This is a genomic window from Pseudomonas sp. LF020 (assembly GCF_053456425.1).
Window position 1 is genome coordinate 197,457 of the sequence record NZ_JBRFIX010000006.1, and the last position, 14,516, is coordinate 211,972.

Sequence of the window (14,516 nt, forward strand, 5' to 3'; positions counted from 1 at the left end):
GACATCCATAAAAAATGCCCCGGCTCTTTCGAGTCGGGGCATTTTTCAGGGCAGCGATAACTCAGCGATTGCGGGTCAGCAAGGCTGGTTTTTCACCGCGCGGGCGGGTCGGCAGTTGATCGAGCTGCTCGGGTGTCGGGAAGCGGTCGGCTTTCGATTCCTTGTGCATGATCTTCGGCCCGGTGCTGCGAGGGTTCTGCACGGCCGGTTCGGCGCGTTGCTGATCGTCGCGAGCCGGGCGGCGGTTGCGCGAGGACTCGTCACGACGGCCCTGGCCATCACGCGGAGCACCGTTGCGCGGGCCGCTGCGTTTGCCCGGTGGGGTGCCGGTGCTCGAACCGTTGCTGTTGCGCGGACCGTTCTGGCGACCCTGCGACTGACCGCCGCGTGGAGCGCCTGCGCCTGCACCTTGTGCCGGAGCACCCGGACGACGGCCACGGCCACCGGCTGGAGCAGCTTTCGGCACGTAATCAACGCGGTTACCGAAGTTATCGATATCGTCGTCGAGGAACTCGTCCGGTGCACGATCAGCCGCCGCACGCGGTGGCTGGCTTGGGCGCTGTTCGCGGCTCGGCGTGCCTTCACGTGGCTTCTGCTGACGGGCAGGGCGCTCGCCGCGTTCGCCGGCGGGTTTTTCCTTGCCCTTGTCTTTGCCTTTGTCCTTGCGGCCGCCGCCACCACCGCCGCCATTCGGACCGTCGCCACGCGGGCCACGGGAGTTGCGCGGGTTGCGCATGTCCGGGCGCTCGCGCACTTCAGGCTTCTCGGCCTCGATGGTGCTGGCGTCGAAGCCCATCAGGTCGCCGTCGGCGATTTTCTGCTTGGTCATGCGTTCGATGCTTTTCAGCAGTTTTTCTTCGTCCGGGGCCACCAGCGAGATCGCTTCGCCCGAACGACCGGCGCGGCCAGTACGGCCGATACGGTGCACGTAGTCTTCATCGACGTTCGGCAGTTCGAAGTTGACCACGTGTGGCAACTGATCGATGTCCAGACCGCGCGCGGCGATGTCGGTCGCGACCAGAATGCGCACTTCACCGGCCTTGAAGTCGGCCAGGGCTTTGGTGCGGGCGTTCTGGCTCTTGTTGCCGTGGATCGCCACGGCCGGCAGGCCGTGTTTGTCCAGGTATTCGGCCAGACGGTTGGCGCCGTGCTTGGTGCGAGTGAACACCAGCACTTGTTCCCAGGCACCGGCGGTGATCAGGTGCGCCAGCAGGGCACGCTTGTGGCTGGCCGGCAGACGGAACACGCGTTGCTCGATGCGCTCGACCGTGGTGTTCGGCGGCGTGACTTCGATGCGTTCCGGGTTGTGCAGCAGCTTGCCGGCAAGATCGGTGATGTCTTTGGAGAAGGTCGCCGAGAACAGCAGGTTCTGCCGCTTGGCCGGCAGACGTGCGAGGACTTTCTTCACGTCGTGCACAAAACCCATGTCGAGCATGCGGTCGGCTTCGTCGAGGACGAGGATTTCGACGTGGGATAGATCGACACTGCCCTGGCCGGCGAGGTCGAGCAGACGACCCGGGCACGCGACGAGCACGTCAACGCCACGGGACATGGCCTGGACCTGCGGATTCATGCCGACGCCGCCGAAGATGCAGGCGCTGACGAATTTCAGGTCACGGGCGTAGATCTTGAAGCTCTCGTGTACCTGGGCCGCGAGTTCGCGGGTCGGGGTCAGGACCAGTACGCGCGGTTGGCGCGGGCCATGACGCTGGGATTTGTCCGGGTGACCGTTGGGGAACAACCGCTCCAGGATCGGAAGGGCGAAGCCGCCGGTTTTACCGGTACCTGTCTGTGCCGCAACCATCAGGTCGCGACCTTGCAACACGGCGGGAATGGCCCGCTGTTGCACCGGAGTAGGCTCGGTATAGCCCGCATCTTCGATGGCACGGACTAAAGCCTCGGAGAGACCGAGGGAAGCAAAGGACATGAGTAATCCTGTTTTAGTTAGGGCTTGGCCCAATGGGAGTCTTGCCTGGCGCGAATCGCGTTTAAGAGGACGCGATCCCGTCCGGTCCTGCTGCGGTTCCGAAGGCACGTCAGGAGCGCTCGCGCGGGCTGAAAGCTGCGCTGTAGCGGGTCGAGAGGCCTGTTACGGTTCCGGGCGTCCGGGCGTGAGCCTGGCGGGAACGCCGGAGTATAACAGAGCAATCACTGCGCGCTGCTTTCCTGCTGCTCAACGGTTTTGCGGCTGGCTGAGGCGTTGCCCAGCGGAGCGGTATCGGCAGGGGCCGCGCCATAGCGTGCGCTGAGCTCGGCGTAGGCCGGTTCGCGCTTGAAACGCTTGAGTTCGGCGCCGAAACGCGCCACCAGCAGATCCATCCCGGCATTGCGCCGAACCGCCAGATATTGGCTCTGACGGCTGATGACCGTGGGATTTTCGGTGATTTGATCGCGGATATTCAATTGATCGAGCAAATGCTGACCCACGCGGCGATCGGTGATCAGCAAGTCGATGCGTCCGCGCAGCAGTTTGCCGAAGTTGGCTTCGTGGGTCGGTGCCGGCTCGCGGGTGAACAGTGTCGACTGACTGAAATCCGGGCTGTACAGATAGCCCGGCGAAGTGCCGATGGTCAGGCCTTTGAGGTCTTCGAGCTGGCGGAAAGGATGGGGTCGGTCGTTGGCGTAGAACATCACGAACTCGACGTCCGACAGCGGTTCAATGGGATAAAGCAGGGTGGCATCGCGCTCGTCGCTGTGAAAAATGTCCAGCGCGCCGTCAGCCTGGCCGGTTTCTAGCATCGACAGACAGCGTTTCCACGGCAGGAACTGCCATTCGACTTCGATTCCCAGGCGCTTGAACACGATGGCGGTGGTTTCGTAGTCCAGCCCGAGGTTCTTGCCATCTTCTTCGTATACGTAAGGTGCCCACGGCTCGGTGACAATACGCAGCTTCTCGCCCCGAGCGGCAAAGCTCAGGCAAGCAAAAACCAGCACGGTGAGTAACTGCGCGAAAAAAGGCATGGCTTGAGATTACGACGAGAAACGCGAAAGAGCCAGAAAGTGCCTGCACAAGCTCTAATTCGGGGATTCAAAAGCAAAAAATCGCAGCAACGACACCCCTGTAGGAGTTGCCGAAGGCTGCGATCTTTTGATCTTTCTTTCAATGCTTAGCGCGGCAACTTCAGGTTATTCCAGATCGCCAGACTAGGCTCAGCCTGGTTCATGGAATAGAAGTGCAGCCCCGGAGCGCCACCCTGCAGCAGGCGTTCGCACATTTCGCTGACAACTTGCTCGCCGAAGCGCTGAATGCTCTGGCTGTCGTCGCCGTAAGCTTCCAGTTGCTTGCGGATCCAGCGCGGGATTTCCGCACCGCAGGCATCGGAGAAACGCGCCAGTTTGCTGTAGTTGGTGATCGGCATGATCCCCGGCACCACCGGAATGTCCACACCCAGCGCCTGCAAGCGGTCGACGAAGTAGAAGTAGCTGTCGGCGTTGAAGAAGTACTGGGTGATCGCGCTGTCGGCGCCGGCGCGGGCCTTGCGCACGAAGTTGGCGAGATCGTCTTCGTAGTTGCGTGCTTGCGGATGCATCTCCGGGTAAGCGGCGACTTCGATGTGGAAATGATTGCCGGTTTCTTCACGAATGAATTCCACCAGTTCATTGGCGTGACGCAGCTCGCCGCTGGTCATGCCCATGCCGGACGGCAGGTCGCCGCGCAGGGCCACGATGCGCTTGATGCCGGCAGCCTTGTACTCGTTCAGCAGGCCGCGCAGGTCGTCCTTGCTGTCTCCGACGCACGACAGGTGCGGGGCGGCCGGAACTTTGACTTCACTTTCCAGCTGCAGAACGGTGTTGAGGGTGCGATCACGGGTCGAACCACCAGCGCCATAGGTGCAGGAGAAGAAGTCGGGATTGTACGTTGCCAACTGACGGGCAACGTTGAGCAGTTTTTCATGCCCAGCATCGGTCTTGGTCGGGAAGAACTCGAAGCTGTAGCGACGGTCTTGGGACATGGTCATACCCTTGGAAACACGAAAGCCTACGGTATGTTTCATCTGTAGGAGCGTGCTTATATGGCGAGGGAGCTTGCTCCCGCTGGAGCGCGCAGCGCTCCCAAAATCCTGGGGCCGCTTCGCAGCCCAGCGGGAGCAAGCTCCCTCGCCACAACAAGCCAGTCCGACAAATAAAGCAGCCGGTTACTTAGTAGCGGTAAGCGTGCGGCTTGAACGGGCCTTCGACGGTCACGCCGATGTAGTCAGCCTGTTGCTTGGTCAGTTGGGTGACCACGCCGCCGAAGCCGCGAACCATTTCCAGGGCCACTTCTTCGTCGAGTTTCTTCGGCAGTACTTCAACGGTCAGACGCTCGGCTTTCTGGGCCGGCGACAGGTCGGCGTACTTCTGGCCGAACAGGAAGATCTGCGCCAGTACCTGGTTGGCGAACGAACCGTCCATGATGCGGCTCGGGTGACCAGTGGCGTTGCCCAGGTTCACCAGACGGCCTTCGGCCAGCAGGATCAGGTAGTCGTCGTTCTGCGCGTCGAAAGCGCCCGGGCCGGTACGGTGGATCTTGTGTACCTGTGGCTTCACTTCTTCCCATGCCCAGTTCTTGCGCATGAAAGCGGTGTCGATTTCGTTGTCGAAGTGGCCGATGTTGCAGACAACAGCGCGCTTCTTCAGGGCTTTGAGCATGTTCGCGTCGCAAACATTGACGTTACCGGTGGTGGTCACGATCAGGTCGATCTTGCCCAGCAGCGCTTTGTCGATGCTCGCTTCGGTGCCGTCGTTGATACCGTCGATGAACGGCGAAACCAGTTCGAAACCGTCCATGCAGGCTTGCATGGCGCAGATCGGGTCAACTTCGGAAACCTTGACGATCATGCCTTCCTGACGCAGGGACTGCGCGGAGCCCTTGCCCACGTCACCGTAACCGATGACCAGCGCTTGCTTGCCGGACAGCAGGTGGTCGGTACCACGCTTGATCGCATCGTTCAGGCTGTGACGGCAGCCGTACTTGTTGTCGTTCTTGGATTTGGTCACCGAGTCGTTGACGTTGATCGCAGGGATCTTCAGCTCGCCCTTGGCCAGCATGTCCAGCAGACGGTGAACGCCGGTGGTGGTTTCTTCGGTCACGCCGTGAACGCGATCCAGTACTTGTGGGTACTTGTCGTGCAGCAGCTGAGTCAGATCGCCGCCGTCGTCGAGGATCATGTTGGCGTCCCATGGCTGGCCATCCTTCAGGATGGTCTGCTCCAGGCACCACTCGTACTCTTCTTCAGTCTCGCCTTTCCAGGCGAAAACCGGGATGCCGGCGGCAGCGATGGACGCAGCGGCCTGATCCTGAGTCGAGAAAATGTTGCAGGACGACCAGCGTACTTCGGCACCCAGGGCAACCAGGGTTTCGATCAGCACGGCAGTCTGAATGGTCATGTGGATGCAGCCGAGGATTTTCGCGCCCTTGAGCGGCTGCTCGGAAGCGTACTTGCGGCGCAGACCCATCAGGGCCGGCATTTCCGATTCGGCGATGATGGTTTCGCGACGGCCCCAGGCAGCCAGGGACATGTCGGCAACTTTGTAATCGTTAAAATCTGCAGGCGTGATAACAGCGCTCATGAAGAGCCTCCATTCGTAATGTATGCGAATGGGCGCCGTTGTGCGTTTAGTGTCCGGCCGTGGCCAGTCAACGCCCCATCCGAGCCTGACAGGTTGATCCTGCTGCAGCGCCCCTCGGACAGGTGGCGGGAAAACGGTAGCAAGTGAAGGTTACCGTTTTGAAACGGGGGCGATTATAGCCGTCTAGACTGATCTTCCAAAGGGTTTCTGTCGGCCAGATGAAGATCGTTAATAGCGACCATAGTAGAAGGCTCATGGAGCCTGACCGCCCGGTCTGCCAAGATGGCGCCATCTTTCGGCAAACGCTCAGGAGTGAACATGAATTTCCACACCCGCAAATGGGTAAAACCCGAAGACCTGAACCCCAACGGCACCCTGTTCGGCGGCAGCCTGCTGCGCTGGATCGACGAAGAAGCGGCGATTTACGCCATCGTCCAGTTGGGCAATCAGCGCGTGGTGACCAAGTACATTTCCGAAATCAACTTCGTCAGCGCCTCGCGCCAGGGCGACATCATCGAACTGGGTATCACCGCCACCGAGTTCGGCCGCACCTCGATCACCCTGACCTGTGAAGTGCGCAACAAGATCACCCGCAAGAGCATCCTCACCGTCGAGAAGATGGTCTTCGTCAACCTTGGCGAAGACGGCTTGCCAGCGCCGCACGGGCGGACCGAGATCAAGTACGTCAAAGACCAGTTCAAGGAAGATGAGCTGGTAACCAAGTAGTCGGTGAATTGTGGCGAGGGAGCTTGCTCCCGCTGGACTGCAAAGCAGTCCAAAAACCGGTGAGTGTTGTTTATCTGAAACACGAGACGACTGCTGCGCAGCCGAGCGGGAGCAAGCTCCCTCGCCACAGGTAATAGTTTCGGTTGGGGGGAGTGAACAGCCAGGAACCGCAGGGGTCGTAGCTGAAAGCCCCCCACCGGTTACCACGCCATGACCACCCCGACAGACGGCAAGACCCCCAACCTCTCGACCGATGAACAGCACGAAGTCGAGAAAAACCAGCCGCCCCGCGCGGCGGTTCTGCATGAAATCATCCGCACCCAAGGCGATCAGGAACTGGAGCGCAGCATCGCCGCGTTGTGGTGGTCGGCGCTCGCCGCCGGGCTGACCATGGGCCTGTCACTGATGGGTATGGGTCTGCTCAATTCGCGCCTGCCCGAGGGTGATGAATTCAAGGTCATCGCCAGCTTCGGCTACTGCGCCGGGTTCCTTGCGGTGATTCTCGCCCGTCAGCAACTGTTCACCGAAAACACCCTGACCGCCGTTCTGCCGGTGATGACCAAGCCAACCCTGAAAAACTTCGGCCGGCTGATCCGCTTGTGGGGCGTGGTCCTGTTCGGCAACTTGTGCGGGACGATTCTGGTGGCGTACGTGATGCTCGAGCTGCCGATCTTCGACAGCAAGACTGATCACGCCTTCCTTGAAATCGGCCGCAAGGTCATGGAAAACCACGCCAGTCAGATGTTCGCCAAAGGCATCGTTTCCGGCTGGATGATCGCCACCATGGTCTGGATGATCCCTTCCATGGAGAGCGCGAAGATGTGGATCATCATCCTCATCACCTACCTGATGGCGCTGGGCGACTTCACCCACATCGTGGTGGGTTCGGCGGAAGTGTCGTATCTGGTGTTTGCCGGCGAGCTGCCGTGGAGTGATTTCTGGATGGTGTTTGCCGGGCCCACGTTGGCGGGGAACATCATCGGCGGCAGTTTCATCTTCGCCCTGATCAGCCATGCACAGATCCGCAGCGAGAGCGGCGCGCCAAAGGAAACGGGCAAAGGGAAACAATCTGCGGATCAGGCCGAACAGCCCGATCCGCAGCAGATCAAGAAATGATCAGTGGTGTGCGGGCTCGGCCGCTGGGGCCGGCTCGTCACGGGTGGCGTGCTTGACCAGTTTGCCGATGGTCAGACCCTGCAACAGGATCGACGACAGCACCACGATGTAGGTGATGCTCAGCAGCAGGTCGCGCTCCGGGCCTAATGGCAGGGCCAGCGCCAGTGCCACCGAGACCCCACCGCGCAAACCGCCCCAGGTCAGGATGCGAATGGTGCCACGCGGCACTGTGCGCCAGCGCCGCAGCAGAACGATGGCCGGGGCCACGGTGAGCAGGCGCGACAGCAGAATCGCCAGCGCCAGCAAACTGGCCGCCGCCACGTGCGCCCAGTTGAACGGCAGCAGCAACAGCTCCATGCCGATCAGTGCAAACAGCAGCGCATTGAGCATGTCATCGAGCAGCTCCCAGAAGCCGTCGAGGTACTTGCGGGTCATGTCGTTCATCGCCAGGTTGCGTCCCAGGTTGCCGATGATCAGACCGGCGACCACCATCGCAATCGGCGCCGAAACGTGCAGCTCGGTGGCCATCGCCGAACCGCCGATCACCAGCGCCAGGGTCAGCATCACGGTGATCTGATGCTGCTGGACGCTTTTGATCATCCGGTACACCCCATAACCGATCAGCCCGCCGAACAGCACGCCGCCAATGGCTTCGTGCACGAACAGCATGGCCGTGGCGCTGAGGGTCGGCGTCTCGCCCAGCTGAGCGATGCCCAGCAGCACGGTGAACACCACCACCGCAGTGCCGTCGTTGAACAGCGACTCGCCGACGATGGTGGTCTTCAGTGGCTTTGAGGCATTGGCAGTACGCAGTACGCCGAGCACCGCAATCGGGTCGGTCGGCGAAATCAGCGCGCCGAACAGCAGGCAGTAAAGGAAGCTCACGTGCCAGCCAAACAGGGCAAAAATGTAGTAGGCGAGGCTGCCGATCACGGCGGTGGCGATCAATACGCCAAAAGTGGCCAGCAGGCCGATCGGCCAGCGGTAGCTGCGCAGGTCGTTGAGGTTGACGTGCAGGGCGCCGGCGAACAGCAGGAACGACAGCATCCAGTTCATCAGCAGATCGCCGAAGTCGATCTGGCCGATCAGTTGCTGCACGCGTTCTTCGAGGCCGGGATAACCGAGCACGCTCAGGCCTTGCAGCAACAGGGAGAACATCAGCGCGGTGACCATCACGCCGATGGTCGGCGGCAGGCCGATGAAGCGGTAATTGACGAAGGTGAGAAGGGTGGTGAGGCAGATAAAAGCGGCGACAAGTTCTAGCATCCGGGCTCCATTGGATGGGGGTGGAAAGACAGCGCCCCGATTCTTCGGTGCAAAGGTTGGATGGGCTGATTCGGGGTGGGGACACAATCGAGTCCCCTCGGTTGGTCAGCCGCAGACATTGGTGTAGGGTCAGCAAAAAAATCAAGGAGTGGGACGTGGCGGCGACAGTTCTGGTGTTAATGGCGGCGCTGTTGCATGCGACGTGGAATACCCTGATCAAGTTCAGTGCCGAACGGTTGCTGGTGGTGGCGTGCATGGACACGGTGGCGCTGTTGTTCGTGGCGCTGGCATTTCCATTCATCAGTCTGCCGCCGCTGGAGATCTGGCCGTGGATTCTGGCGTCGGCAGCATTCGAGCTGCTGTATCGCTATCTGCTGATACAGGCCTATCGGGTCGGCGACCTCGGGTTGGTTTATCCGCTGATGCGCGGCTTGTCGCCATTGGTGGTGCTGGCGCTGACCCTGATCTTCGCCGGCGAAGTGCTCACCGCGCAGCAGATCTTCGGGATCATGCTGATTCCGCTGGGCATGGTCTGCCTGCTCTGGCAGGGCGGTGGCGGCAAGCATCTGCCGTGGTCGATGCTGCCGGTGGTGGCGCTGATCGGCCTGTGCATCGGCTGCTACACCTACATCGACGGTCAGGCTCTGCGGCGCTGGTCGCATCCACTGGATTACCTGGTCTGGGTCACGCTGCTCAGCGCCTGGCCGTTTCCGTTGCTGGCGTGGGTCGCCAAACGCCCGGCGTTCCTGGTGTTCTGGCGCGAGCAGTGGAAGCTGGGCCTGGCGGTCGGGTTCTGCGTGTTGTTCAGCTACGCTCTGGTGCTGTGGGCGATGCAGTTGGGCTCGATTGCCGAAGCGGCAGCGCTGCGAGAAATCAGCGTGATTCTGGTGGTGCTGTTCGGCATGCGATACCTCAAAGAACCTTTCGGCAAGCCACGGCTCTTAGCCTGTGGGCTGGTACTGATCGGCATGCTGGTGATGAAGTTCTGACTGCCCGCCATTTCTATCACTTGAAGTAGGACGGCTCTATGACGGTAGCTCTGTGGTGCGTGTTGATCGCGATTTTCCTGCCCTATATCTGCACGGGCGTGGCCAAGGCAGTGGGCGGCTACCGACTGAGCGACAACCATGATCCCCGGGACTTTCTGGAAAGTCTCAACGGCGTGGCCCGACGGGCGCATGCGGCGCAGTTGAACAGCTTCGAAGTGACCCCGGCGTTTGCCGCGGCGGTGATCGTTGCGCATCTGGTAGGCACCGCGCAGTTGGTGACGGTGAATGTGCTGGCGGTGATGTTTATCACCAGTCGCCTGCTGTACATCATCTGCTACCTGGCGGACTGGGCGATTCTGCGGTCGCTGGTATGGTTTGTCGGGATGGGGCTGATTGCTGCGTTCTTCTTTGTGTCTGCCTGAATCTCGGGTGTTGCTGCTGGCCTCTTCGCGGGCAAGCCCGCTCCCACAGGGTTCTTTGGTGTACACAGGATTTGTGCTCGCCATGGATACCTGTGGGAGCGGGCTTGCCCGCGAAGGCGATAGCTCAGGCACCGAAGTGCTTAAGGTTTGCCCTTAACCGTATCAGCCACCTGCGGCACTTGCGGCAACGCCGCGCCTTTGGGCCAGAGCATCCAGATCTGCCCCTGCTGCTTCATGTCCCCGGCCAATTGCCCGGCCGCATCGCCAGTACCCCAGAACAGGTCCGCACGCACCTCGCCGGCAATCGCGCCGCCGGTGTCCTGCGCTGCGACCGGACGCACCAGCGCCGTGCCATCGGGGCGGGTGGTCGATAGCCACAGCAGGCTACCCAACGGAATCACCTTGCGGTCCACCGCCGCGCTATAACCCGCCGTCAGCGGTACGTTCAACGAGCCGCGCGGGCCTTCGTTGCTGTCCGGGTTGCGGGTGAAGAACACGTAGCTCGGGTTGCTGCCCAGCAGTTCCGGGATGCGCGACGGGTTGGCCTTGGCCCAGTTGCTGATGGCGCCCATGGTCACATCTTCTTTCTTCAGCTCGCCTTGCTCGACCAGCCAGCGGCCGATCGGTCGATACGGGTGGCCGTTCTGGTCGGCGTAGGCGATGCGCAGTTGTTTGCCGTCCGGTGTCTGGATCCGCCCGGAACCCTGGATCTGCAAAAATTGCAGGTTCATCGGATCGGTCAGGTACGCCACCACCGGGGCTTTGACGCCTTTGGACTCAATGGTCGCCGCGTCGTCGTAAGGCTTGAGTACCCGGCCTTCAAGGCGACCACGCAGGCGTTTGCCCTTGAGCTCCGGGTAAATGCTGTCCAGCGAGACGATGATCATGTCTTCCGGCACGCCGTACACCGGCACGTTTGCCACCTCGGTGGGCGTCAGACTGCCCGGGTAGACCGGTTCGTAGTAACCGGTGATCAGGCCGTTCGGGTTTTCATGCTCGGCGCGTAGCCCGAACACGTCGAGGTTCTGCTTGAGGAAGGCGCGAATCTCGTTGGCGCTCTGCGGCACGTTGGCGGCTGCGGCGCAGGTGCCGCCCCAGACCGGATCAGCCTTGAGCCGGGTGCAGGCACTGCGCCATGAACCGAAACCGGCGACCAGATCGCTGTCGGATACGGTCGGCAGGGCTTCCCAGCTAGCGCTGGAGTAAGTAGCCAAGGCGTGGGTTTTCGGTTTGGCGGTATCGCCGCCCGTGCAACCGGCAAGAATTGCCAACAGCGGCAGGGTTGCGATCAGTGGGTGACGCCAGGCCTTGAAGCGGCTGTTCATGGAGTGATTCCTGTGCCGGTTGCCGAAGTGCTCCATGCGCTCCGGCAACCCGTATTTTTAATAGGGCTATTGGTGTTTGTCAGCGACGCGAGGATACTGGCCGCCGAATTCCGTGACCTGAAGCCACCATGACTCTTAAAAGAATTGCTGTTGTATTGCTGGCCTGTCTGACTTTGTCCGCCTGTGGCGGCGTCGATCCGAATTCGCCGCTGGGGCAACGCAAGGCGATCTTCAAACAGATGCTCAAGACCGGCGAAGACCTGGGTGGCATGTTGCGCGGACGCATTCCGTTCGACGGGCCGAAATTCGCCGAAGGCGCAGTGAAGCTCGATGCGTTGTCCCATGAACCGTGGAAGCATTTCCCGCAGGTGCGTGAAGAAGATCACACCAGTGCCAAGGACGATGTGTGGCTGCGGCAGGCCCGCTTTCAGGAATTGGCCCGCAACCTTGAGGCGGCCACCGGTGAACTGGTGATCGCCAGCAAGGTTCAGCCGTACAAAGCCAGCAACCTGGGGCCGGCGGTGCAGAAGGTTGAAGATGCCTGCAGCGCTTGCCATAAAGAATTTCGCGATCATTGATTGTCGGAGACTGCCGGACGATTGTGGCGAGGGAGCTTGCTCCCGCTCGGCGGCGCAGCCGTCGTAAACCCATTCAACCGAGTTGAGTTTGCTGCAGCGCCATTGAATGGAGTTGGGGCCGCTTCGCGACCCAGCGGGAGCAAGCTCCCTCGCCACAGGAAATCTCATTCAACGCTGGTTACTTGTCGATCTGGTCCAGCGCATCCTGCAGCTCTTTGCGCGACTCGGCGAGCTTGTCCTTGCGCTTGTTGATCTTCTCCGGATCACCTTTCTTCATCGCCTTGTCGAGATCCGCCTGACGCTTGCTCACTTCGTGCTTGGCTTCCAGCACTTTGTTTTCGCGTTCTTTCTTCAGCCCGGCATCGGTGCAGTTCTTTGTCACTTCATCCAGCGCGGTCTGCAGACCGGCCTGCTGGTCGGTGTTGCCACGGGACTTGGCCTGTTCGAGCTGATTGATGATGCCCTGCTTCTTGGCGGCGCAACCGGTCAGGCCCGGTGCATCTTCGTCGGCCATCACAGGCGCGGCCAGGACGCCACAGAGAGTCAGCAAGGCAAGCGGTGCAAGAAATTTCATAAAAGCTCCATGTGCAAAGGCAGTCGGGTCGGGGGCACTGCGCTGTTTGAGCGTCTGGTGGCCCTTGGGTTCCCGGCTGCCGGGGATTGCGTGATCAGAAACCGTCGATTCCGGCGGCGCGTAATGTGTCACTCAAGGCCAGCACCTGCGGGTCGCGGAAGAATGCGCTCAATTGCGCCGCGCGGCCCGGGCCGATTCCGGCTTCTGCCTGCCATTGTTCGGTGTCGCGTTGTGCCAGCGCCTGCCACGAGTCGACCAGTTGTGCCTGCCCCGTCGGCGGTAAACCCAATGCTTTGAGCCACTGGGTGAACGGCCGTTGGCGGGCGCTGTGAAAGCTGTTGATCAGACGTGCGCTGCTGCGTTCGCCGAAGCCGGCAATGTTAGCAAGCTCTGGCTCGTCGAGGGTCAACCAATCCAGCAGGTTGTTCAGGCGGCCTGTTTCCAGAAGTTTCTCCCAGGTGCCGCGTCCGACATTCTGCAGCGCCAGCCCTTGCTTGCCACTGAGCCAGGTCAGGCGCGCGAGAAACTGGCTTTCGCAACCGGGTGTCGGTTGCCAGCAGCTCAAGGCGTGAAAGTCGCCACTGGCCGGAATGTCGATGTCTGCGCGCTCGGTGGTTCGTAGCACCACGCTGTCGAGACGCGGAATCGTCAGCCCGGCCAGGCTGATTGCCACCTGATCACCGGGGCGGATGTCCAGGGCCTGCCAGCGCTTGAGTGAACCGGCGCTGACCCGTTTGATCTCGCGGTCATCGAGCCTGACGGGCGACAACTCCAACACCGGCGTGATGCGTCCGCTGCGGCCGATCTTGAAATTCACTTTACGCACCTCGGCCAGCGCTCGGACAAACGGATATTTCCAGGCGATGGCCCAGTAGGGCGCGCTCGCCTGCCAGCGCTCGGCGGGTGGGCGCTGGCTCTGGCGCAGGACAATGCCGTCAGTGGCGAAGGGCAGGGGCGATCGATACCAGTGCTCGCGCCATTTTTGCACGTCGGCAAAGTGGGCGATGACCTGACTGAATGGCGCTGTCGTGGCGAAGCCCAGCGTCGCTAGCGTCGATATTCTTTCAGGCAGATTCGCCGGGCCCTGCGGCCAGTCCCAGACGAACAGACCGATCCCGGACGCCTGTTCTGCGCTCAAGGTTTTACGGCTCATCAGCCCGGCAACGGTGGCGCGCGCGTTGACGCTGCCGGCGCTGGCTTGCACATGTTGATCAAGGCGCCAGTAGAGTTCGCCCTGCACCAACAGGTCCAGCGGTTGGGTCAGTTGTTGCGGAATGGCAGCGATCTTTTGCGCCGCTGCCGTCCAGTCCTGACCGCTGATCCCGTCGCCGCGACTGATCGCCTGCTGCAACAGGCCGCGACGGTAAATCAGCGTCACTGCGACGCCATCGACCTTGGGTTGTACCCAGACGTCCTGGCGATCCTTTAGCCATGCTTGAACGGCGGCCGCTTCGTGAAGCTTGTCCAGGCCGGTGTGGGCGATTGGATGCGCGAGGGAGCCAGACGCACTGCGCAACGGCTCGGGCGCTGCGGGCTGCTGGAAGCACTGGCGCCATTCGTTGAGCCGCAGGCGCGATTGGTCATAGAGATCGTCGGCAATGAGGGAGCGGCCTTCGCGGTGGTAGGCGTCGTCCCATTGGTCTATCTGCTGTTGCAGGGCGGTGATTTCGTTTTGCGCCTGAGCGGCAGGCCAGTTCGGACATTGAGTGGCGTGGCTGCTCAGGCATATGAGACTGAGAAAAAGCAAAACATGAAAGCGCATCGTGAGCGTCCTTGCTCATAGGGAGAACTTGAAGGCTAGTCCGGATTTCCAGTGAGGTCGGTCAGGTGTTTTTCGGCGTATTTCGGGATCTAAGAAGCAAAAGATCGCAGCCTTCGGCAGTTCCTACAGGGGGATGCGTTGTGCAGGAGCGGCCGCAGGCTGCGATCTTTTGCTCTTGGCAAACATGAAAAAGCCCCGCACGGCGCGA

General features: G+C 61.2%; 13 protein-coding genes and 1 riboswitch. Of the genes, 5 read left to right on the plus strand and 8 right to left on the minus strand.

The genetic code is table 11. The features are described from left to right. Nucleotides 1-61 precede the first annotated feature (61 nt). The 4 genes from rhlE2 to ahcY form a co-directional block, all read right to left on the minus strand. Nucleotides 62-1,927, minus strand: a complete 1,866-nt coding sequence (rhlE2, locus tag ACU680_RS16220) for an RNA helicase RhlE2 (RefSeq protein WP_367086056.1) — start codon at nucleotides 1,925-1,927, stop codon at nucleotides 62-64. A 221-nt stretch (nucleotides 1,928-2,148) separates the two neighbouring features. Continuing rightward, on the minus strand, nucleotides 2,149-2,961 hold the full coding sequence (locus ACU680_RS16225) for a substrate-binding periplasmic protein (protein ID WP_448179960.1): 813 nt from the start codon (nucleotides 2,959-2,961) through the stop codon (nucleotides 2,149-2,151). 146 nt (nucleotides 2,962-3,107) lie between these two features. Beyond that, entirely contained in the window at nucleotides 3,108-3,953 is an 846-nt protein-coding gene (gene metF / locus ACU680_RS16230; RefSeq protein ID WP_108591836.1) for a methylenetetrahydrofolate reductase [NAD(P)H], read from the minus strand. 187 nt (nucleotides 3,954-4,140) lie between these two features. Continuing rightward, nucleotides 4,141-5,550: an adenosylhomocysteinase gene (gene ahcY / locus ACU680_RS16235; protein WP_007959684.1), complete on the minus strand. Its 1,410-nt coding sequence runs from the start codon at nucleotides 5,548-5,550 to the stop codon at nucleotides 4,141-4,143. 23 nt (nucleotides 5,551-5,573) lie between these two features. Beyond that, nucleotides 5,574-5,672: riboswitch (S-adenosyl-L-homocysteine riboswitch) on the minus strand. A gap of 196 nt (nucleotides 5,673-5,868) precedes the next feature. Here ahcY and ACU680_RS16240 point away from each other — a divergent pair. Together ACU680_RS16240 and ACU680_RS16245 are read left to right on the plus strand one after the other, a co-directional pair. Next, nucleotides 5,869-6,276: an acyl-CoA thioesterase gene (locus ACU680_RS16240; RefSeq protein ID WP_003229043.1), complete on the plus strand. Its 408-nt coding sequence runs from the start codon at nucleotides 5,869-5,871 to the stop codon at nucleotides 6,274-6,276. Nucleotides 6,277-6,486: 210 nt separating this feature from the next. Beyond that, a complete protein-coding gene (locus ACU680_RS16245; protein WP_448179961.1) occupies nucleotides 6,487-7,392 on the plus strand; it encodes a formate/nitrite transporter family protein in 906 nt (301 codons plus the stop codon). Here ACU680_RS16245 and ACU680_RS16250 read toward each other — a convergent pair whose 3' ends face one another. Continuing rightward, nucleotides 7,393-8,658, minus strand: a complete 1,266-nt coding sequence (locus tag ACU680_RS16250; RefSeq protein ID WP_448179962.1) for a cation:proton antiporter — start codon at nucleotides 8,656-8,658, stop codon at nucleotides 7,393-7,395. It lies immediately after the preceding gene. A gap of 155 nt (nucleotides 8,659-8,813) precedes the next feature. On the opposite strand from ACU680_RS16250, the gene ACU680_RS16255 reads away from it, so the two are divergent. Together ACU680_RS16255 and ACU680_RS16260 are read left to right on the plus strand one after the other, a co-directional pair. After that, nucleotides 8,814-9,647: an EamA family transporter gene (locus ACU680_RS16255; protein ID WP_448179963.1), complete on the plus strand. Its 834-nt coding sequence runs from the start codon at nucleotides 8,814-8,816 to the stop codon at nucleotides 9,645-9,647. A 38-nt stretch (nucleotides 9,648-9,685) separates the two neighbouring features. Further along, on the plus strand, nucleotides 9,686-10,069 hold the full coding sequence (locus ACU680_RS16260) for an MAPEG family protein (RefSeq protein ID WP_367086052.1): 384 nt from the start codon (nucleotides 9,686-9,688) through the stop codon (nucleotides 10,067-10,069). A gap of 140 nt (nucleotides 10,070-10,209) precedes the next feature. Here ACU680_RS16260 and mltA read toward each other — a convergent pair whose 3' ends face one another. Further along, nucleotides 10,210-11,394: a murein transglycosylase A gene (gene mltA, locus ACU680_RS16265; RefSeq protein ID WP_448179964.1), complete on the minus strand. Its 1,185-nt coding sequence runs from the start codon at nucleotides 11,392-11,394 to the stop codon at nucleotides 10,210-10,212. Nucleotides 11,395-11,522: 128 nt separating this feature from the next. On the opposite strand from mltA, the gene ACU680_RS16270 reads away from it, so the two are divergent. Next, the gene (locus ACU680_RS16270) at nucleotides 11,523-11,972 is read left to right on the plus strand and encodes a c-type cytochrome (protein WP_007961886.1); all 450 of its coding nucleotides are present in this window, start codon (nucleotides 11,523-11,525) and stop codon (nucleotides 11,970-11,972) included. A 178-nt stretch (nucleotides 11,973-12,150) separates the two neighbouring features. Here ACU680_RS16270 and ACU680_RS16275 read toward each other — a convergent pair whose 3' ends face one another. Continuing rightward, nucleotides 12,151-12,546: a DUF1090 domain-containing protein gene (locus ACU680_RS16275; protein WP_007961884.1), complete on the minus strand. Its 396-nt coding sequence runs from the start codon at nucleotides 12,544-12,546 to the stop codon at nucleotides 12,151-12,153. Between the two features lie 94 nt (nucleotides 12,547-12,640). Further along, nucleotides 12,641-14,308: an NAD-dependent DNA ligase LigB gene (ligB, locus tag ACU680_RS16280; RefSeq protein ID WP_448179965.1), complete on the minus strand. Its 1,668-nt coding sequence runs from the start codon at nucleotides 14,306-14,308 to the stop codon at nucleotides 12,641-12,643. Between the last annotated feature and the right edge of the window lie 208 nt (nucleotides 14,309-14,516).